Annotated in this window: 21 protein-coding genes and 1 tRNA gene; 8 read left to right on the top strand and 14 right to left on the bottom strand. The window is 68.9% G+C overall.

Annotation, left to right across the window (positions count from 1 at the left end; translation table 11 throughout):
* Positions 1–43 precede the first annotated feature (43 nt).
* Positions 44–400, bottom strand: a complete 357-nt coding sequence (locus SACMADRAFT_RS01435) for a DUF952 domain-containing protein (protein WP_009151993.1) — start codon at positions 398–400, stop codon at positions 44–46.
* Positions 400–1275, bottom strand: coding sequence for a DUF5926 family protein (locus tag SACMADRAFT_RS01430; RefSeq protein ID WP_009151992.1), 876 nt, complete (start codon positions 1273–1275; stop codon positions 400–402). Before SACMADRAFT_RS01430 ends, SACMADRAFT_RS01435 begins: the two co-directional genes overlap by 1 nt.
* A gap of 103 nt (positions 1276–1378) precedes the next feature.
* On the opposite strand from SACMADRAFT_RS01430, the gene SACMADRAFT_RS01425 reads away from it, so the two are divergent.
* The 6 genes from SACMADRAFT_RS01425 (at position 1379) to SACMADRAFT_RS01400 (ending at position 6450) form a co-directional block, all read left to right on the top strand.
* Positions 1379–1942 (top strand): GNAT family N-acetyltransferase, encoded by a 564-nt coding sequence (locus SACMADRAFT_RS01425; RefSeq protein ID WP_157617176.1) that lies wholly within the window; start codon positions 1379–1381, stop codon positions 1940–1942.
* A 112-nt stretch (positions 1943–2054) separates the two neighbouring features.
* A complete protein-coding gene (locus SACMADRAFT_RS01420) occupies positions 2055–2549 on the top strand; it encodes a hypothetical protein (RefSeq protein ID WP_009151990.1) in 495 nt (164 codons plus the stop codon).
* Complete coding sequence (locus SACMADRAFT_RS01415) at positions 2549–3178, top strand: DUF3558 domain-containing protein (protein WP_009151989.1); 630 nt, start codon at positions 2549–2551, stop codon at positions 3176–3178. The genes SACMADRAFT_RS01420 and SACMADRAFT_RS01415 overlap by 1 nt, the downstream gene beginning before the upstream one ends.
* Positions 3179–3180: 2 nt before the next feature.
* Entirely contained in the window at positions 3181–4470 is a 1290-nt protein-coding gene (locus SACMADRAFT_RS01410) for a hypothetical protein (RefSeq protein WP_009151988.1), read from the top strand.
* A gap of 6 nt (positions 4471–4476) precedes the next feature.
* Positions 4477–5223: an ESX secretion-associated protein EspG gene (locus SACMADRAFT_RS01405; protein WP_009151987.1), complete on the top strand. Its 747-nt coding sequence runs from the start codon at positions 4477–4479 to the stop codon at positions 5221–5223.
* Between the two features lie 60 nt (positions 5224–5283).
* Entirely contained in the window at positions 5284–6450 is a 1167-nt protein-coding gene (locus SACMADRAFT_RS01400; RefSeq protein WP_009151986.1) for a cytochrome P450, read from the top strand.
* Between the two features lie 90 nt (positions 6451–6540).
* On the opposite strand, the gene SACMADRAFT_RS01395 is transcribed toward SACMADRAFT_RS01400, so the two are convergent.
* The 10 genes from SACMADRAFT_RS01395 to SACMADRAFT_RS28865 form a co-directional block, all read right to left on the bottom strand.
* A complete protein-coding gene (locus tag SACMADRAFT_RS01395; RefSeq protein ID WP_009151985.1) occupies positions 6541–7440 on the bottom strand; it encodes a DUF4328 domain-containing protein in 900 nt (299 codons plus the stop codon).
* A 5-nt stretch (positions 7441–7445) separates the two neighbouring features.
* Complete coding sequence (locus SACMADRAFT_RS01390; RefSeq protein ID WP_009151984.1) at positions 7446–7802, bottom strand: rhodanese-like domain-containing protein; 357 nt, start codon at positions 7800–7802, stop codon at positions 7446–7448.
* A 68-nt stretch (positions 7803–7870) separates the two neighbouring features.
* Entirely contained in the window at positions 7871–9631 is a 1761-nt protein-coding gene (locus tag SACMADRAFT_RS01385) for a sodium/solute symporter (RefSeq protein WP_009151983.1), read from the bottom strand.
* A gap of 39 nt (positions 9632–9670) precedes the next feature.
* A complete protein-coding gene (locus SACMADRAFT_RS01380) occupies positions 9671–10162 on the bottom strand; it encodes a 6TM ABC transporter family protein (RefSeq protein ID WP_009151982.1) in 492 nt (163 codons plus the stop codon).
* 6 nt (positions 10163–10168) lie between these two features.
* A complete protein-coding gene (locus SACMADRAFT_RS01375; protein WP_009151981.1) occupies positions 10169–10999 on the bottom strand; it encodes a LytR/AlgR family response regulator transcription factor in 831 nt (276 codons plus the stop codon).
* Between the two features lie 51 nt (positions 11000–11050).
* Entirely contained in the window at positions 11051–11890 is an 840-nt protein-coding gene (locus SACMADRAFT_RS01370) for a S49 family peptidase (protein WP_009151980.1), read from the bottom strand.
* Positions 11891–11938: 48 nt separating this feature from the next.
* Entirely contained in the window at positions 11939–13246 is a 1308-nt protein-coding gene (locus SACMADRAFT_RS01365) for a sensor histidine kinase (RefSeq protein WP_040926005.1), read from the bottom strand.
* Positions 13247–13336: 90 nt separating this feature from the next.
* Positions 13337–14188, bottom strand: a complete 852-nt coding sequence (locus SACMADRAFT_RS01360; protein ID WP_009151978.1) for an Fpg/Nei family DNA glycosylase — start codon at positions 14186–14188, stop codon at positions 13337–13339.
* A 2-nt stretch (positions 14189–14190) separates the two neighbouring features.
* Positions 14191–14631: a hypothetical protein gene (locus SACMADRAFT_RS01355; protein ID WP_009151977.1), complete on the bottom strand. Its 441-nt coding sequence runs from the start codon at positions 14629–14631 to the stop codon at positions 14191–14193.
* 81 nt (positions 14632–14712) lie between these two features.
* The gene (locus SACMADRAFT_RS28865; protein WP_009151976.1) at positions 14713–16416 is read right to left on the bottom strand and encodes a sigma-70 family RNA polymerase sigma factor; all 1704 of its coding nucleotides are present in this window, start codon (positions 16414–16416) and stop codon (positions 14713–14715) included.
* Between the two features lie 188 nt (positions 16417–16604).
* On the opposite strand from SACMADRAFT_RS28865, the gene SACMADRAFT_RS01345 reads away from it, so the two are divergent.
* Positions 16605–16680 (top strand) — tRNA-Gly (locus SACMADRAFT_RS01345).
* Positions 16681–16683: 3 nt separating this feature from the next.
* Here SACMADRAFT_RS01345 and SACMADRAFT_RS01340 read toward each other — a convergent pair.
* Positions 16684–16974 carry a YiaA/YiaB family inner membrane protein gene (locus SACMADRAFT_RS01340; protein WP_009151975.1) on the bottom strand — a complete coding sequence of 97 codons (291 nt, stop codon included), beginning with the start codon at positions 16972–16974 and terminating at the stop codon, positions 16684–16686.
* 86 nt (positions 16975–17060) lie between these two features.
* The gene (msrA, locus tag SACMADRAFT_RS01335) at positions 17061–17720 is read right to left on the bottom strand and encodes a peptide-methionine (S)-S-oxide reductase MsrA (protein ID WP_009151974.1); all 660 of its coding nucleotides are present in this window, start codon (positions 17718–17720) and stop codon (positions 17061–17063) included.
* An 83-nt stretch (positions 17721–17803) separates the two neighbouring features.
* Here msrA and SACMADRAFT_RS01330 point away from each other — a divergent pair, with 83 nt between their 5' ends.
* The gene (locus SACMADRAFT_RS01330; protein ID WP_009151973.1) at positions 17804–18820 is read left to right on the top strand and encodes a hypothetical protein; all 1017 of its coding nucleotides are present in this window, start codon (positions 17804–17806) and stop codon (positions 18818–18820) included.
* Positions 18821–18913: the final 93 nt, after the last annotated feature.

Below are 18913 nucleotides of genomic sequence, written 5' to 3'. Positions count from 1 at the left end.
CGTCTGCACGCACGGGAGGGGCGGGAAGGTTGCCTTGGTGTGTTCAGTTCAGTCCGGTGAGTTCGGGCGGTGGCCGGAACGATCCGTCCGGCAACGGTGGGAACGGGTGCACCGACGACACCGCCGCCTTCGGGATCGGGCCGTACACATGCGGAAACCATGGGTTCTGCGGCTCGGGCGGCACTCCCGGCTCCCAACGCAGCGGCACGTCCAGCAGTTGCGGATCGACCCGCAACACAAGCAGGTCGGTGCGGCCTCGGTACAGCCGGGTGGCGGGTAGGTGGACGGTGCCGAGGTCGGAACAGTGGATGAACCCGACCTCGTGCAGCGACCGTGTGCGGTAGTGCTCGTTGTCCGCGACGCCCGCCCAGTCCGCCTCCGAGCAGATGTGCAGGATCATCAGCGCAGGGTCAGTTGGCGACCGATCAGACCGTCCCTGGCCCTGCGCTCCGCCGCGTTCAACGGCTCGTCGTCCAGCGAGGCCAGCGCGGACTCCAGGCGCGAGCCCAACTGCTTGGCGGGTTCGATCCATTCCCGGGCGTGTGCTTCCGGGTCGAGGTCCCACACCGGCACCAACAGGCCATGCGCACGGAACGAACCCGCGTATCTCGTTCCTTCTCCGAGGTTGAGCGCACCGGCGGCCGACAACCGCGCAAGCGCCTGCAGCAGGCGATTCTCGTCGGCCGACCACACCCAGCGCAGGTGCGCCTTCGCTCCGGCGAGAACCCAGTACGCGCCCGGGCTCAGCCGCTCGGTAGGCATGATCGCGGCGTTCGCCCGTTCCAGTGACATCGCGATCTCACCGGTGGGCTCGGTGTCCTCGGCGAGCCACCACGAGAAGTCCTCGTGCAGTCGCACGTCCAGTGCGGCATCCGCCGCGAGCAGATCCTGCAACCGCTCACCCTCCACCGGCTCGCTCGTGGTGTCCGGAACGGAGAGCACCGCGCCGGGCTTCGCCTCCAGTGCCCAACGCAGTGACCGGCCGAGGTCCCTGCTGATGTCCGACGAGCGTGTCTGCACCTGCATCCCGAGGAAGACCTCGCCGTCGGAGCGGACGAGCGCGGCGGCCGCCATCGGCAGGACCGTACCGAGCGTGACCTTGCGCTCGGGATCGTCACGCAAGGTCAACGCGGCGGTCGCGGACGGCACGAACTCCCTCAGCGCGATCATCTCGGGTTCCGCCGCAAGCCCTTCGAAGGGGCGTGCCACGAAGACGTCCCGGACCTTGGGTTTGCGGCCCGCCTTCGGACCCTTCTTGCGCGCGGCCTTGCCCACGTTCTCGCCTCCTGCGGGTTGTGCGGTGGTGTCGACGGCACTGGTTGTGGTCCAAGGTTAGGACGGGGACAAAAGCAGTGCTCGGGCGACTAGCCTTGGTGGTGTGCGGGCTCGGCTGACTACTGAGCGGGTGGCGCTTACCGGGAGGCGGGTTCGCCTGCGCGAGTTCTCCGCTGACGACCTCGACGGTGTCAGGGGCATCGTGGGCGACGACCGGGTCACCTATTACCTGAACATCAACTCACGCAACGCCGAGCAGGCCCGCCAACTGCTCGACGGGATCATCGAACGTGCCAGGCAGTGTCCTCGTAACGACTACTACCTGGCTGTGACCGCGCTCGATGAGGACCGGGTCGTCGGCTTCACACGGCTGTTGCTGGGAGATTTCGAGGCCGCCGAACTGCGGTTCGCCATCGCGCATGACCATCAGCGACGCGGCTACGCCACCGACGCCGTGCGAACCATCCTCGACTTCGGGTTCGGCACGCTGGGATTGCACCGGGTGACTGCCGCGATCGGCCCGGAGAACGCCGCCAGCCTGGCGCTCGTCGAGCAGCTCGGCTTCACCCGTGAGGGCGTGTTGCGTGACCACGTGTTCACCGGAGGCGCATGGCGCGACTCGATCCTGTATTCCGTCCTCGTGCACGAATGGCGGCCGCGCAGCTGACAACGAATGCGGTCGGTCGATGTCAGGTGGCGAGTTGGTGAAGTCGCCTTTCAGCTGGTGACTGTTTGGCTACACTGTGGCGCCGAGTGTCATGTGAAGTGGGGAGGCTTCGATGGCAGCGGGGGCGAACGGCGGAGCGGCTGACCGGGCGGCGGTTGCGGCGACCCAGGCTGCGGTGGCCGCGGCGCCGGGGGGTGCGGCGGTTTCCGGGGCGTTGGGGGTGTTCCACGACGCGAATTTCATTATTGACGGCAAGCCGTCCGGGCAGGGCTCGGGCGGTTTCACTTTGAGCAGGCAGGAAGCCGAGGCCGCGCTGGAGGAAGCGCGTGGCATCGCTGAAGAGCTGGGTGAGCTGGCACGAGAAGCAGAGACGCTGACGCAGACGCGGGCTCCGGCTGATGATCCGGCCAGTCAGGAGTTCAACCGGGTCGGTGTCGAGGCGTTCGAGAAGGGGGCCGCGCACGTGGCCGCGGAACGGGACTACTGGCTGAGTCTGGTGGGGGCGTTGGAGCGGGCGTTGGGGATCGTGCAGCGCTTCGATGAGCAGGCAGGTCAGGAGATCGGCAGGTCGGGTGGCCAGGACACCACCGGCGGGGGTTACGTGTGATGAGGCGGGTTGTGGTGGTGCTGGCGGCGGGTTGCCTGCTCGGGGTGGTTGGTTGTGCGGCAGGGACGGGTGGCACGGCGGCGCCGGTGTCCGGGTCATCGGCAACGGAGTCCGCCGGTTCGTCGGTGGGTGGTTCCGGGTTGCCGCACAGCGGGGCGCCCGCGGTGGCCGATCCGTTGCCGGAGTCGGCGCTGGCGGGCGACCCGTGCGACGCCATGACCCGGCAGCAGACGGTGGAGGCGTTGGGGAGTGGTGCCTCCGACGGTAGGCACGGTGAGAACGCGGCGGGCTCGTTCTGCCAATGGTCCGATCCGGTGACCGGTGGCGGTTTCCTGCTCGGCTTCAGCACCAAAACGCGAGAGGGGCTGAGCGCCTATTATGCGAACACCAAGCCACAGAGGCCGGTGTTCCGCGACGCGGGCCCCATCGGGGGTTTTCCGGCGGTCGAGTACAAGCGAAGCGAAGATTCCATCGACTGCGCAGTGGCCGTGGGACTTGCAGACGAGTACGCGCTCGACATCGTCGTGACGTTGAGTCGCAGGAACATGGGCAAGGTCGATTCGTGCGAACCCGCGAAGCGGCTCGCATCCGTCGCTGTGGGAAACCTGAAGGAAAGAGCCGGGAAATAGACATGGGGCTGTTCTCGATCGATGACGCGGCCCTTGCCGAAATCGTGAAGCGGGTCATTGCCGAGCAGGGCGTCGTCGCGATACCGGAATTGGTACGGCGAGTGCACCAGGGCGACTCGTCTCGATGGCACGAGGCCTCCGCCAAAGCGAATGCTCTTGTGGATGGCCACGACCAGACGGGTGATCGCGGCTCTCGGATGCTGCAGGCGTTGGAGAGTTCCTGGACCGGTGGCGGGGCTGCCGCGGCGATGGAAAGGGTTCGCGCGGGGGTGAAGGCGGCGCAGTTGTCGTCGGAGGTCTACGGCAGCAACGCGCGCCAGTACGCCGACAATGCCCACGCTTTCGAAAGCCTGAAGGCACGGCTGACACCGATGGCCGAGCAGGCGCCGGAACGCAGCGCGTGGGACACGTTGACGCCGTGGGACACCGATCAAGAGGACCAGGTCAACCGGTACAAGGCGCAACTCGAGCAGAACCGGCAGACTTACCAGGCCTACGAGGAAACCATGAAGTCCTCTCATGCCGGGGTGCGAAGAGAATTCGGTGAACTCGCCGCGCTGGACGGTGGCTTCGACGAGATCAACATCGAAACCAGCGCCGGCAGCACAGCGGCCAACGAATCCCGCGGGCAGCAACCGACACAGCCGACACAGCAGACAGGCGGTCTGCCACGGGCATCGACCAGCCCCGTCGGCCCCGGTTCGCACAGCCTCACAGACCTGCCGGCCGCTGCCACGGGTTCGCAGCCGGGCGATTCGACCTCGACGTCCGGGTACGCCTCCCCGCATGCCACCAGCCCCGCCGCGTCGACCCCTGCCTACCAGGCCCCGGGCACCCACAGCCCGACGCCCGGTTCCGGGTCCGGCGGTGCTGCGTTCGGGTTCACTCCGGCAGCCGGTGGGTCAGCCGGTGCCGGCACCCGGTTCCCCCCTTTGGGCATGGCCGGCTCCGGTTCCGGCAATGCGGGAAGCCGCCTGGTCGGTGGGGGCTCGGCCGGCACCGCGGGTGGCCCTGGCTTGGGCAAGGGCAGTGGCGCTGGCTCGCTGGGCCCGGGCGGGCAGCCTGCTGCGAGTCAGGCCGGTAGTTCGACCGGTAGCGCAGCCGGTGCGCGTGCTGGTATGGGGGCGATGGGCGGTGCAGGCGCAGGCAGGGGCCAGGGTCACGAGGACGAGGCGCACGAGCGTCGGTACGTGCAGGACAGTGACGAGGCATTCAAGTTCGCCGAAAGCGATGGCGTGCTGCGTGATCCCGATACGGGCAACGTTGTGACGCCTCCAACCATCGGCGGCTGACCAGCCGTGGCGGTACGGGCTCGCCCCATCACGGTGCCGCGCACACTGTTGCTGCAGGTGTGGGACGTCGAGGAACTCGGCGATCCACACCCCGTGCTCGGCGGGTTCGAACTCTACATCGCACGATCCCGCGCCGATGCGTTCACCCACGCCTGCTGGCAGGCGTTGACCGGCCTCGGCCTCGCGGAGGACACGACTCTCACCCGCGAATTCGGGTTGATGCTGCGGGTTCTCAGCTCACCGGACAGGGAGTTGTACTGCTGGAGCGCTCACGCCGACGACCGTCAGGACCGGAGGTTCCTGTTTTGCGCTGCTGGTGGTGAGGCGACTGCGATGCAGGTGCGCGGTGAGGTCGTGTCGATCGTGCCGGTCGAGGAACATCGACTGCTCGAACAGTTCATCGATGAATTGCCCGAGTTTCCACCCGCCCCTGGCTCGGAGTTGACGATCGCCGAACGGGAGTTCGAGCGACACGACGAATCGGGGAACCTGTTCTCGTCGGGACCGGATCCGGTGAGTGAGTTGACGCAGCAGCTGGAAGCGCCACGCGAGGCCATCCATCAGATTTATGTGGCAAGGACATTGGGTGGCACGCTCCGTCGAAGCAGGCCCTTCTCCGTGATCGACATTTCGGAGGAGGGCCGCGTCTTGGTGTTCGTCGACGGGCAGGACCACCTGCATCGGTTGCCCGGAACGCCGATGAACCTGGCGAAGACCCTCGCCGCGACATGGCGAGTGATGGCGCCACGGTAACCGCGACCTCGGTTCGGCGAGAGGGCGCGACCGGCAGGCCCGCCGGGCTATGCTCACCCGGTGTTCGTCGCTGACGACCCCGCGTTCATCGCCGATCCTTATCCGGAGTTCGCCCAGCTGCGCGCGCTCGGCGAGGTGCACCGGCACGACGGGCTGGGGCTGTGGATCGCCGTGTCGCACCCAGCGGCGTCGGCGGTGCTGCGGCACCGCGACCTCGGCCGCATCTGGACCGATGCGACACCCGCGGAACGGTTCGCGTCGTTCAACATGTTGCACCGCAACTCGCTGCTGGAGAACGAGCCGCCCGCGCACACGCGGTTGCGCAGGCTGGTGTCGGCCGCGTTCGCCAGGGGTCACGTCGAACGGCTGCGCCCGGCTGTGGAGGCGCTGGCCGCGAGACTGGTCGCCACCCTCGCCGCGCGCATCACCACCGACGGCGAGGTCGACCTGCTCGAACACCTGGCTCAACCACTCCCGGTCATGGTGATCACCGAACTGCTCGGCATACCGGAATCGGACGGCCCACGGCTGGTCGCCTGGAGCAATTCGATCGTCAAGATGTACGAGTACGGCATCGACGAGGGCCGGCAACTCGCCGCCGAGCGGGCGGCGGCGCGGTTCGCGGGCTACCTGCGGGCACTCGCCGCGCGGCGGTCGGCCGACCCTGGTGACGACCTGCTCAGCCACCTCGTCGCCAGCGAGTTGACCGAGGACGAGGTGGTGGCGACAGCGGTGCTGCTGCTGATGGCGGGCCACGAGGCGACGGTGAACGTACTCGGCAACGGAACGTATGCGCTGCTGACCCACCGCGAGCAGTGGGAGCGCCTGGTGGCCGATCCTGGGTTGGCGGGTTCGGCTGCGGAGGAGCTGATCAGGTTCGACTCACCGCTGCAACTGTTCGAGCGCACCGCCACGACCGACGTTGAGATAGCGGGGCAGCGCATCCCTCGAGGTGAGAAGGTCGCCGCACTGCTTGGCGCTGCCGCTCGCGATCCCGACGTGTTCACCGAACCGGACACACTCGACATCGGCAGGGACCCGAACCCGCATCTCGGCTTCGGTGGCGGCGTGCACTACTGCCTCGGCGCCCCACTCGCCCGCATCGAGATCGGCGCCGCGCTTTCGGCGCTGGTGAGGCGATTGCCGGGGCTTCGGCTGGCAAGGCAGCCGCGACGGCGTCCGGAGTTCGTGATTCGGGGCCTGCGCGATCTGCCGGTGACGGCCTGAACCCCATGCGAGCGCAGAACTCGCGGGCAAGAGCGCAGAACTCGCGGGCAGCAGCGGGGGACTCGCGGGCAGGAGCGGGGGACTCGCGGGTCAGCGGGTTGCGGTGGTCGGGCGGCCCCGCCGTGACGGGCACGGCGCACCCTTGACGGCCACCACACGGACGGGGCGCACGAGTCCGGCTTCGATCGGCGCGATCAATCGGGTGACACGGCGCACGACCAGCGCCGTGACCACGGCCAGCGCCGCCGCGGACAGGTCGGTAAGCGCGCTCAGCACCACCCCGTCGGCCTCGGCCTGCACGCCGTCACGCGTTCGCCACACGACGGTCAGCACGAGCAGCAGTCCGTTGCTCACCCACAGCGCCCACCAGCCCAGCACCAGGCGCGAGGGCCGGGGGCGGGCGTCCACCGGTCCGCGCAGCGCGGCGTGCTCCAACTCGGCGAGGATCGAGCCCGCCAGCACCAGGTTGAGGCCCGGCACGAGGATGCCCGCCACCACCTGCCACGTCGGGCGGGCGGGCTGCTGCCCCGCTTCTTCCGCCGCCGCCGAGCGCGCCACGAACAGCCACCACATCACAGCCGCGAACGCGAACAACGCAAGCACGAACGCCAGCAGTGAGAAGGCCAGCACCAGCGCGTCCGACGCACCGACGACGGAGGCGCTGAGCGCCGAATCACGACTGCTCAGCAGCAGCGCGTAGCGCCAGCTCTCCGCCCCCGCCGCAACCGCTGCCAGCATCGCCAGTGTCCACAGCACGGTCACGGCGTTGCGCGCGATCATGCGAAGCCGCTGCGGTGGCACGGGAAGGTCCGACACCGTGCCGGGCACCGCGGTCGGCCACCGCCACGCCACCTGCGGGAACCCCCAACGAGGCGGGACCTGGTACGACGGCGGACCGGTGTAACGCTGGGGTGCCGAGACGTGGCGGGGCGGCCGCACACCGGGAGGAACGGTGGCGACCCAGCGCACCCGACGTCTGGGCTGCTGCATCCCGGTCAGAGCACCTCCGGCGGGACGCCGTCACGCTCGCCGACGAGGGGCCGCCCCTCGGTCGCCCAGGACTTCATTCCGCCTGCCACGTTCACCGCCTCCACGATTCCGGCCGCGTTGAGCCAGGCCGCCGCGCGCGCGGATCGGCCGCCGCCACGGCAGACCACGTAGACGGGTTGGTCGTCCGGCAGTTCGGCCAACTCGGCCGCTCGCGCGGGAAGCTCACCGAGCGGGATGTGCATGGCTTCGGGTGCGTGCCCCGCCGCCCACTCGTCGGGCTCGCGTACGTCCAGCACGACCAGTCCGGTCGGGGGCAGGTCGGAAACGGAGGTCGTCGGTACGGATTCGGCACGGTCAAGCACGTACCCAATCGTCGCATGCCGGACCGTTGCGTGCCGGTGAGCCCGCGACGCCTCCAGGTACGAAGCGGCTACCTTCGGTGCTTGGCCCGGCCTCGCTCCCTGTCGTCCAGGCTGCCGAAGCGAGCCACCGCACGGTCGCGCATGAAGCCCAGCGGGTCGGGGGCGTGCAGCCGCAGCATCACGGCATTGACGTCGTCCGGGATACGTCTGGCGGTGCCCCTGCTCACCACGATCGTGGTGACGAACGCGGCGGTGACCGTGAACAGGGCGGGTTGGGTGACGAACCACGGTGCCCAGCCACCGGTGTACCTGCTCAGCATGTTCAGTCCGACAGCGACGAGTACCAGACCACCACCCACGCACATACCCGCCATCGCGCCGACCCACGTCAACCCCCGCCACCAGATGCCGAGCAGCAGCAGCGGGCAGAACGTGGAGGCGGCGAGCGCGAACGAGAGCCCCACGCTCAGCGAAAGGTCGTCGATGGGCAGGGTCACCGCGATGCCAGCAGGCACGGCCGCCACCACCATCGCCGCCATCCTGAAGTGACGCACCTTGCCGCCGAGCAGGTCCGTCGCGATCACCCCCGCAACGCTGACCAGCAGTCCCGAGCAGGTGGAGAAGAACGCGGCGAACGCACCCGCCGCGGTCACCGCGACGACGAGTTGGCCGAGCAGTCCGGGCAGCATCGCGGTGGGTACCTCGAGCACGGCGGCGTCGGTTCGGCCGGTCACGAGCAGTTCGGGTACGTACAGCCTCGACAGCGCCCCGATGAGGATGGGGAACAGGTAGAACAGCCCCAACAGCAGCAGTACCTGCACCGTCGACCTGCGCGCCGCCTTGCCGTCGGGGTTGGTGTAGAAGCGCACGAGCACATGCGGTAACCCCATCGTGCCGAGAAAGGTCGCCAGCATCAGCGAGTACGTCCACAGCAAGTCCTGCGACGTCTCCGTCGGCCGCAGCCAGCTGGCGTTGTCGAGCGCGCCGTCGCTGACCACGGGCACCTTCACGCCCGCGGGGAACACCAGCTCGGTTCCACTGCTCACGGGGTACTCCCTGCCGGGAAACCAAAGCGCTTCCTGCTCGCCGACCACCGTCACCAGCGTGGTCTCGGCCACGCGCAGCGTCACCGGCGTCTGGATGTCGACCGTCGTCTCCTCGGTGAACTCCGGTGGTGTCTGCGCGCCGAGCGAACCCGCCGCGCCGGAGCCTGCCCCGCCGAGGAACACCAGGCACAGCAGGAAAGTGGGCACCCCGATGGCGAACAGCTTCAGCCAGTACTGGAACGCCTGCACCAACGTGATCGCGCGCATCCCACCCGAGACCACGTTGAGCGCGATGACGACCATCACGCCGACCGAACCGATCCAGGCGGGCGCGGGCGTGATGGCGGTGAGGGCAAGCCCGGCGCCCTGCAGCTGCGGAAGCATGTAGAGCACGCCGATGAAGACGACGAACCAGGTCGAGACGGTGCGCAACGCAGCAGAGCCGAGCCTGGCCTCGAGGAAGTCCGGCAGTGTGTAGGCGCCGGAGCGACGCAGCGGAGCCGCCACGAAGATCATCAAGGCCAGGAAGCCCGCCGTGAAACCGATGGGGTACCACAGCGCGTCGGCGCCGTCCTTGAGCACCAGTCCGGCGACACCGAGGAAGGAGGCGGCCGAGATGTACTCGCCGGAGATGGCGGCGGCGTTGCGGCGGGAACGCACGGTGCGGCGCGCGACGAGGAAGTCGTGGGTTGTGCTGGCGAACCGGGACATCCGGCGACCGAGGTAAACGGTCACCGCCCCAACCACCAGCACGCTGGCGACGGCCCACGGGTTCAGCTGCACGGACAGTTCCTCACAAATGTCTGGTGCCGCGCCCCCGGCTCAGTTCTCGATCATGTCGACGAAATCTCGTTCGTGGCGCTCCGCCAGGCGGTTGTACCACAGGCCCACCCCGAGCAGGAACGGGAACGGCGCGATGCCGAGCAGTAGCCACGGCACCGGCAGGCCGATGAAGCGGAGGGTGGCCAGCGTCGGTGAGAGGTAGAAGGCCAGCGGCAGCGCGCCCAGCACGAAGGCGGCGAGCACGGCGAGCAACACGCCGCTGCGCAGCTGAGCCTTGATCAGGTCGGTGATCAGCAACTCGCCCCAACTGGTCTGCTGCGCCAGTTCCACCCTGGCGCGCAACCCGCCGGGCGAGCGGCTCGGCTCGGCAAGGACGACGCGCTGCCTGCGAGCACGCAGCGTCGCGGGGTCGTCCTCTGCCGGTATCGGGATCGCCGGACGAGATGCGTGCTGCCGCGACGGGACGCTCCTGCCGAGCGTCGGATCCGGTTCCCGGATTCCGTCGATCTTGCGGTACACCTCGTCGGTCATGACGCGCTACCCGGCGCGGGACGTGCCGACCAACCTGTCCTTCAGCTCGCGGGTGTGCCGCCTGCTGACCGGCAGGACCTTTTCCTCGTTGCCGATGACGACCTGATAGCCGCCCTGGCCCATGCGCAACTCCGTGATCAACGGCAGCGCGACGAGAAAGGAGCGGTGAATCCGGACGAAACCCGCCTTCTCCCAGCGCTCCTCGAGTTGCGCGAGCGGGATACGCACCAGGTGGCTGCCGTCGTTGGTGAACAGCCGTGCGTAGTCGCCCTGCGCCTCCACCCAGCGCACCGACGAACGCGGGATGAGCTTGGTGGTTCCGCCGAGTTCGACGGGGATCACCTCGTCGTCGGTCCTGGTCTGGTCCACGCCTGCCGAGGGGTCCGGCATCGGTGTGGATCTGAGCTTCTCGAGCACCCGAGACAGCGCCTTGTCGATGCGCTCCTGCCTCGCGGGCTTGAGCACGTAGTCGACCGCGCCGAGATCGAAGGCCTCGACGGCCTCCGACGCGTAGCCGGTCACGAAGACCAGCACCGGCGCGGGGTTGAGTGATGCGAACACCCTCGACATCTCCATGCCCGACAACCCCGGCATGGAAATGTCGGCGAACACCGCATCCACGGGCGCCATGCCGCTGCTCTTCCGTGCGCTGATCTCGGCGTCCTCCGACCCGAGGAATCGCAGCGCCTCGGAAGCGTCCACCGCCGGGATCACACGACCCACGTGGGGATTCGATTCCAGACAATGCTTCAGCTGGTCGAGACCCGGCAGCTCGTCGTCAACGGCAAGAACGAGCAGCTTTCGTGTTTCATCGTGAGCACTCACAGTGAAACGCATCCTGCCCTGTGAACGGAGTGCTGTCTACTACGCGGCCGGGCGAACGGACGGTTACAGCCCGAAACGGGACCAGGCCGCGCGGTTGGCCAGCGCGTCCAGCGCCGCGGCTGCGGGAGCGCCGATACCGAGCCTCGCCAGCAGCGGTTTCTTCGGCTCGGCCACCACCAGTTCCGCGTCGGGGTAACGCTGCCGCATCACCTCGCGCAGGTTGCCGAGGCCGTCGATGAGGCCGAGTTCCTGTGCCTTCGCGCCCAGCCACACATCGCCGTTGAACAGCTCCTGCGACTCCACCAGCCGCTCGCCCCTGCGCTGCCTGACCCAACTGACGAACATGTCGTGCAACTGGCCGTGCAGTTTCCGCAGCCACTCGACGTCCTCGGGCTTTTCGGGGCTGAACGGGTCCAGTCGGGACTTGTTCTCACCCGCGGTGTAGAGCCTGCGCTCCACCCCGAAGCGTTCGAGCAGTCCGGCGAACCCGAACGAACCGGTGATCACGCCGATGGAGCCGACCAGCGATGTGCGGTGGGCGTAGATCTCGTCGGCGGCGCAGGCCAGCCAGTACCCACCCGATGCGGCGACGTCCTCTGCGAACGCCAGCACCGGCACCTGCTTGCTGTCGGCGAGCTCGCGGATGCGCTCGGCGACGAGACCCGACTGCGTCGGCGCGCCGCCGGGCGAGTTGATCTGCAGTGCCACCGCCTTGAGCCGGTCGTGCCCGAACGCCCTGGTGAGCGCGGACTCGACGGAAGCGAGGTTGATGACACCCCTGGCGAGCGGCGAAGGCTGCGGGTTGATGACACCGTGCAGCTTCACCACCGCGACGACATCCTTGCGTTCGACTCGATCACCGATCTTGGGGATGCGAGAGACCAACTTGTCGGTACGGCTCATGCACCCAGCCTAGTGATTGCCGGTGGCGCGTTGCCCCTGCCGGGCTGATCACTCGCTGGCGACGAGGCCGGACCTCGTGCCGCCGATCGCGCGGCGGGCACCGGGGGGCAGGTGTTGGCCGGGCTGGCCCTGCTGTGCGGGCATGTCGCCTGCGAAGCTGAGCATGTCGGGCCGCACGCCCCTGACGAACTTCGGCACGCGCATCGTCACCTTCATGCCCGCGCCAGGCGCGGTCTCCACCATCAGCGAGTACTTGTTGGCATACACCTGGCTCATCCGGCGGTTGATGCCGGTCAGCCCGATGTGCGCGCTGCTGCGGGAGTCGCGCATGCCGTCCAGCAGTGCGGGGTCCATGCCGACTCCGTCGTCCTCGACGCTGATCTCGGCGTCGGTGCCGTGGTCCTGCGCGGTGACCGTCACCGTGCCGCCGCCCGGTTTCTTGGAGATGCCGTGCTTGACCGCGTTCTCCACAAGCGGCTGGATGAGCAGGAACGGCACGACCACCGACTGCACCTCGGGCGCCACCTTGAGCCGCACGTTGAGCCTGCCGCCGTATCGGGCGCTCTCGATGGTCAGGTACCTGTCGATGTTGCGCAGTTCGTCGGAAAGCGTGGTGAAGGTGCCTTCGGTGCGGAAGCAGTAACGGGTGAAGTCGGCGAAGTCCTGCAGCAGTTCGCGGGCCTCCTCCGGGTCGGTGCGGATCAGCGACGAGATGGTGTTGAGCGCGTTGTAGACGAAGTGCGGTGAGATCTGCGCTCGCAGCGCCTTGATCTCGGCCTGGTGCAGTTGGTTCTTGGTTTCCTCGAGCCGGGCGGCCTCGAGTTGGGTGCCGACGAACTTGGCGACGGCGTCGGCCATGTGCACCACTTTCTTGCTGGTGCGGCCGACCACGATCAGTACCGCTTCGACGTCGTCCTCGACGATCAACGGCACCATGACCGCGGTCCGCATCCGGCAGGTGCCTCGGTGGTTGCACGGCAGCTTGTCGTGGGAGACCACCTCGCGGCGGTGCTTCCTGATGGCCAGGCCGATGGATTCCACCAGGTCGACGTAGTGGTCGTTGGCCTCGCCGTCCCAGGACAGCAACGTTCCCTGCCCGTCGGTGATGCCGACGGCGAGGCACTTCAGCAGTTGGAGCAGGCGCGTGGTGACCTTGTCGGCGGCCGCCTGGTCGAGCCCTTCCCGCAGTTCCAGTGGGGCCTGCGACATCACGTACACCGCTTCCAGCACGGCGGTGTCCACCGCGTTGGTCGGTTTGCGGCCGCGGAGCAGGACGGCCACGAGCACGACGAAGCACGCCCCTGCTACTCCCCAGGGAATGATCGGCGTGGTCAGCAGCCTCGACACGGCGTCAATGCTCTGCGTTCGCCCGCCAGGGTGCAAGGTTTGCCACACACTTTCTGTGCGTGATTCGCGACGTGCTGTCGCGGCCGAGGTCGGGGAAGGTCATTTCAGCAGTCGCGACAACCTGCGGTCGGCGAGCGGTTTGCCGCCGGTCTGGCAGGTGGGGCAGTACTGCAACGCCTTGTCGGCGAAGGACACCTCACGCACGGTGTCACCGCACACCGGGCACGGTAGGCCCGCCCTGCCGTGCACCCGGAGGCCGGAGCGCTTCTCGCCCTTCAGCCGGGCCACCGCCTGCCCGACAGAGCGCTCCACCGCGCCGGAGAGCACCTCGTGAATGGCTTCGGCGAGCCGCTCGACCGACTCCTGCGGCAGCCTCGCCGCCGTCGCGTACGGGGAAAGCCGGGCGGCGTGCAGGATCTCGTCGGAGTAGGCGTTGCCGATACCTGCGATCACCGACTGGTCGGTGAGCACTGTCTTGAGCCGGGCCGTTCGGCCCGCGAGCAGTTCGCGCAGCGAGGCGGCGTCGAGTTCCATGGCGTCCGTGCCCAGCCTCGCGATGCTGGCGACCTCGGCGGGGTCGTGCACGATCCACACCGCGAGCCCCTTCTTGGTTCCGGCCTCGGTGAGGTCGAACCCGGGGCCTCCCAGGTGCACCCGCAGCGCGAGCGGGCCCTTTCCCTGCCTCGGCGGCGCGGCGGGCAGCGAGTCGGACCAACGAAGCCAGCCCGCGCGGGCCAGGTGCACCACGAGGTGCGCCTGCCCGCATTCGAGGTCGAGGTGCTTTCCGTGCCGAGTCGCGCCGGTCACTTCGCGACCGTGCAGGTCGGTCCAGGACGGGCTGACGGTCTTGAGCACCGTCAGCGAAGCGACGTCCACCCGGGTCACGGTGCGGCCCACCGCGTGTTCGCGGAGGTGGTGGGCGATGGCCTCGACCTCGGGCAACTCGGGCATGGCTACTCGACCGGATGCAGCGGCCCGTCGAAATCGGGCAGGTCGTGTCGCTGGATGGACTTGGCGATGCGGTGCACCTCGCCGCGCACGGCGAAGATGCCGCGTACCGTGCCGACCCAACGCTCCGAAGGTCGCTCGCCGGTCGCGTCGCCGTCGGTCTCGGCCACGATCGTCCACGGCCTGCGCAGCACCCATCGCAGCGGGAAGAACAGCGCGACGAGCAGCAGGGCCAGCGGCACCCAACTGGGCACGACGACGTCCTCGGGCATCCACGCGATCAGTACGATCGCAAGCGTCAACGCCACCACGCCCATGGCGATGCCGGGGGCGTAGCTGGCCGCGACATCATGCTCGAAGTCGTCGGCCGTGGCGGGTCGCCGCCACTCCATCTGGGCCCGAATCACCCAGTCCCGGCCGTCGGAGCCCTGGACCAGCCGGTTCATCGTATTCCTCCGCAAGCCCGACCGAGCACGTACTTTCGCAACGGTACCGTGATCTTGGACCCGATGGGAGGCCCGCGCACTTCAGTCGCCGCACCCGTCGGCGTGGTCTTGGCCGCCGCGCTGCCACGCAGGCCACCGGCACCAGTCGTCTCGGGTGTCGGGCGCGGCGCTGTCCGCCTCCTGCTCACGGTCGCGCGAGCGGGCGTATCGGGGTTCCCCGTACCGTTGCTCCCCGTACCTCGGCTGCCCGTACCCAGGTTCGCCGTACCGGGAATCAAATGGCTCGGTGGAGCTGCCCGACGGTGACCGGCCTGCCGAGGATCCAGGCGGCGGCGACTGGCTCGTGCCGGGCTCGCGGCCCGACCCGGGCTGCGAGCCGGAGGAGGGCGGCGGAGTGGTCGATTTGGCGGCGGCGACCGAGGAAGAGCCTGGTGAGCGCGCCGGGGTTCCAGCCTGCGCGCCCGGGTCGCCACGCGGTCGTCCCGGCTCCGCGTTGCCTGCGCTCCCCCGGTCGCCTGCGGCATTGCCCGGTTCGGCAGGCAACTCGGTTCCGCCCGCGCGCGGACCCCGCGCTTTCGTGGCCTCACCGGCGATCTCGACGCCGGGCGGGATCTGGTACTCGCTGGGGCCTTGCCCGGCAGGCGCCGGGTGCAGCCGCGACTGCCCTGCCCGCACGGAGGCCTCGTACGCGGCTGGTTCCACGATCGACACCCTGGCCGAGTCCGAGCGGTCCGCACCTGGCGAAGGATCGGCGATACGCAGCTCGACCGCACCGTCACCAGGCAGGCCGATAACCTCCCCGTGGTCATCGGCCAGCGGGCCCGCCGCCATGCCGACGGCACCCGCCGCGGCCGTGGACGCCAACGCGAGCCCGATCTTGAGGTTGGCACCCATGGCGGCCATCGTGCCGCCGATGCCACCACCCACGGCGGCACCACCACCAACGCCCGCCGCGCCCGCGGTGCCGCCCGCCGTGCCGGTGGTCCCCAGACCCGCCGCGCCCGCGGCCAGCGCCAGCCCCGACGCCGGGACAAGCAGCACCACCGCACCCGCGTGCGCGCGCAGCGAAGAGCACACCTCGCGCAGTTCGTCGTGGGTCTGCCTGCAGCTGGAGCACGTGCCGAGATGGGCCTCGACCTTCCTGGCCTCCGCTCCCGTGACACTGCCCGCGGTGAAGCCGCCGAGCTTTTCCAGCACCGGCCTGCAACCTTCCGCGCTGCGGCCACCGTCGGCGGCCAGGTGCGCCTGCAGATAGGCCGCGCGCAGCCCGATCCGCGCCCTGCGCGCGAGCGCCGCGGTGGCGTTGGGGCTGAGTCCGAAGTGCGGCGCCACCACAGCGGGTTGCTCGCCTTCGACCTCGGTCTGCCACAGCACGCTGCGCCAGCGTTCCGGCAGGCTGGAGAACGCGCGGGTGATCAGCGTGGCCTCCGCCGTGCGGTTTTGCGGGTCGGCCCCGGAACCGGCGCGGCTGGTGAGCTCCTCGTCGGTCACGGGAACGTCACGCCTGGCACCGTGCCACTCCCACGCCACGCGGCGCGCGACCGTGAGCAGGTAGGCACGCACGTTGTCCCGTGGTCCGTTGCCCCTGCGCAGTGCCTGCAGGACGCGGAAGAACGTCTCGGCAGTGATGTCCTCGGCTTCGGAACTGTCGGACGCTATTCCGCGAGCCAGCCGCCGCACCGCCGACACGTGTATCTCGAACAGCGTGCCGAATGCCTCGTCCTCGCCGAGGCGAATGCGTTGCAGCAGGGCCGGTTCGTCGGATCCGGAGATCGCATGACCCATCCCGCCAGGCACTCCCTCCGGGGCATAGCCCTTGTGGTCGAACGTCGAACACCATACGGAGCCATGCGAGCGGCGTCACGTCCCGTGCCGCCGACGTGACCAAATGCCAACCGATCCGGTCCCACTCGTGAGCTCCCGCGGCCGTGGGTATAGACTGTGCCACGCACGGGTCAGTTCGGCAGTGCAATGCGGACGTAGCGCAGCTGGTAGCGCATCACCTTGCCAAGGTGAGGGTCGCGGGTTCGAATCCCGTCGTCCGCTCCACACTCAGGCTTCGACCTTGAACGGGTCGTGTTCGGCGAGCAGCTTCTCAAGGCGCGCCTGATCTATCCGGCTCGACAGTTCCGTCACTTCCTGCCTGTCGCGGACACACTTGGCCACCCCGAACGCCGAGGTGACGGTGTAGAGCATGCCGATGGCCAGGAATGCCCGCACCCAACCGTCCACGGGCAGGTAGGCGATGCCGAACGACACGGCGACGAGCGCGACGCCGAACGAGATCGTCGACTGCACGAAGAACGCGTTGGTGGTGCCGGAAAGCTTGGGTTGAGTACTCATGCCACGACGATCCGCCGCGCGGCCACGGGTTGTCTTGAGTACCGCTACTCAGGCGCAGTCACGATCGCGTCACCACGCCGGGTCGCTCAGCCGTCGGTGGGGAAGCTGACCCCGGTCAGCGAGTGGCAGCGGTAGCCGTTGGGCACCTTGTGCAGGTACTGCTGGTGGTAGTCCTCGGCGTAGTAGAACTCCAACAGCGGTGCGACCTCGGTGGTGATCTCGCCGTGGCCCGCCTCGCGCAGTGCACCCTGAAACGCCGCCATGGATTTCACGGCCGCCTCGTGCTGCGCATCGTCGGTGTAGTAGATCGCGGAGCGGTACTGGCTGCCGAGGTCGTTGCCCTGCCGCATTCCCTGCGTCGGGTCGTGGTTTTCCCAAAAGACCTTCAACAGCGCCTCGTAGGCCACCTGCTCGGGGTCGTACACCACGAGCACCGCCTCGGTGTGGCCGGTGCGACCGGTGCATACCTCTTCGTAGGTGGGGTTGGGGGTATGCCCGCCCGCGTATCCGACGGCAGTGGTGTAAACCCCCGGCAGTTGCCAGTAGATCTCCTCCGCGCCCCAGAAGCAGCCGAGCCCGAACACGGCGGTCCGGGTGTTGTCCGGGAACGGTGGTTTGAGGGGCCGACGCGGCAGCACCGCGTGCCACTGCGACACGGGGAGCGGTTCGGCGCGACCGGGCAGAGCTTCCTCGGCGGAGACGAGAGCTGACCTGTCACCGCTGAACCGAGAGCCGAACCACGACATACTGCGATTCTAGCGAACTGATGTCACTGGGACGGGTGGCGCAATAGTCTGTACGCGCCGCACTGGCCGAGGGGGTTTCCGCGATGGGTTGGCAGGAACAGTTGCGCCGCCTCGACGCCGAACTGGCACAGGGTGGCATCACCGTCGAGCAGCATCGCAGACAGCGGGAGGAAGTGTTGGCGGAGGCCTCCGGCATCCCCGAGCCACCCCGGGCGGGTACGGCCCCGGCGACGGAGCGCGACCAGGCCGAGCGGAAACCGGGCTCGTCGAGCCTGCTCGACACCGACGTTCCGACGACGGCTCCCAGCCCGGCCGACGAGCGGGCCACCGATTCGATGCCCTACCCCAAGGCGGCCCCGCCCACGCCCGCCGAGTTGACGCTGCCGATCACCAAGGTGCCGACCACCCCGGCCGCGAATGTGAAACAGCAGGCACAACGGGCAGCGCCGAGTCCGCCGCCGCAGCGGGCCGGAGGCAGGCGAACCTGGCTGCTGATCGGCTTCGCCGTGCTCGTCTCGCTCGCCGTGGTGATCGGCGGCGCCTGGTGGTTCGGGGTCGTCGGAGGAGAACCCACCCGGGGCCACGCCGTGGCGGGCAGCAAACCGGATCAGCCCCGGCCCGCGCTCGATGACCGGCTACCGACGTTGCCGGGGCGGCCGAGCCCGCACAACTCCACGATGTCCGTCAGCAGGGGCGTCGAACTGGGCCTCTACCCCGCCGCGCAGGCCGACGCGATGCGGCGCAGCGGGGCCGAAGAAGTGGTCTACCGCAGCTCCGCGGAGGGGCCCGACCTCACCGACGGATACACCGTGCTGGTCGTGCCCACACCGTCGGCGCGGCAGGCGAGCGAACTCACCGACTCGCTTACCCGCTCGGTCACGGCGGAGGGGTTCGAACCCTCGCCGCTGCCCGATGAGCCGGACGTGACGGTGCTCAGCAGGGCGGACTCGGCGAGCAGGGTGAGCGTCGTGTGGTACGTCAGCGACGGCAACGCGGTCGGCGTCGGGGTGTCACAGTCCGCCGACAGCCCCGAAAGCGAGTTGCGGCAGCGGCTTCGTGACACGTTGCACGGGGTACAACGGGTGCTGCCCCGGTCCTGACGACCGCTCACGTGGCGAGGACGGCGATCGAAATACGGGAACAATTCGACCCGAGCCGCCGCAGGGTAGCGCCAGCGTGCAAAATGTGGCACG

It is taken from the genome of Saccharomonospora marina XMU15 (assembly GCF_000244955.1).
GTDB lineage: Bacteria > Actinomycetota > Actinomycetes > Mycobacteriales > Pseudonocardiaceae > Saccharomonospora_A > Saccharomonospora_A marina.
This window is presented reverse-complemented; position numbering and strand designations above follow the sequence as displayed.

What these genes read in the sequence shown, in the direction of transcription:
- SACMADRAFT_RS01435 (WP_009151993.1), bottom strand. Translation starts at nt 400, where the DNA reads ATGATCCTGCACATCTGCTCGGAGGCGGACTGGGCGGGCGTCGCGGAC.
- SACMADRAFT_RS01420 (WP_009151990.1), top strand. Translation starts at nt 2,055, where the DNA reads ATGGCAGCGGGGGCGAACGGCGGAGCGGCTGACCGGGCGGCGGTTGCG.
- SACMADRAFT_RS01415 (WP_009151989.1), top strand. Translation starts at nt 2,549, where the DNA reads ATGAGGCGGGTTGTGGTGGTGCTGGCGGCGGGTTGCCTGCTCGGGGTG.
- SACMADRAFT_RS01410 (WP_009151988.1), top strand. Translation starts at nt 3,181, where the DNA reads ATGGGGCTGTTCTCGATCGATGACGCGGCCCTTGCCGAAATCGTGAAG.
- SACMADRAFT_RS01395 (WP_009151985.1), bottom strand. Translation starts at nt 7,440, where the DNA reads ATGCAGCAGCCCAGACGTCGGGTGCGCTGGGTCGCCACCGTTCCTCCC.
- SACMADRAFT_RS01380 (WP_009151982.1), bottom strand. Translation starts at nt 10,162, where the DNA reads ATGACCGACGAGGTGTACCGCAAGATCGACGGAATCCGGGAACCGGAT.
- SACMADRAFT_RS01375 (WP_009151981.1), bottom strand. Translation starts at nt 10,999, where the DNA reads ATGCGTTTCACTGTGAGTGCTCACGATGAAACACGAAAGCTGCTCGTT.
- SACMADRAFT_RS01370 (WP_009151980.1), bottom strand. Translation starts at nt 11,890, where the DNA reads ATGAGCCGTACCGACAAGTTGGTCTCTCGCATCCCCAAGATCGGTGAT.
- SACMADRAFT_RS01360 (WP_009151978.1), bottom strand. Translation starts at nt 14,188, where the DNA reads ATGCCCGAGTTGCCCGAGGTCGAGGCCATCGCCCACCACCTCCGCGAA.
- SACMADRAFT_RS01355 (WP_009151977.1), bottom strand. Translation starts at nt 14,631, where the DNA reads ATGAACCGGCTGGTCCAGGGCTCCGACGGCCGGGACTGGGTGATTCGG.
- SACMADRAFT_RS28865 (WP_009151976.1), bottom strand. Translation starts at nt 16,416, where the DNA reads ATGGGTCATGCGATCTCCGGATCCGACGAACCGGCCCTGCTGCAACGC.
- SACMADRAFT_RS01340 (WP_009151975.1), bottom strand. Translation starts at nt 16,974, where the DNA reads ATGAGTACTCAACCCAAGCTTTCCGGCACCACCAACGCGTTCTTCGTG.
- msrA (WP_009151974.1), bottom strand. Translation starts at nt 17,720, where the DNA reads ATGTCGTGGTTCGGCTCTCGGTTCAGCGGTGACAGGTCAGCTCTCGTC.
- SACMADRAFT_RS01330 (WP_009151973.1), top strand. Translation starts at nt 17,804, where the DNA reads ATGGGTTGGCAGGAACAGTTGCGCCGCCTCGACGCCGAACTGGCACAG.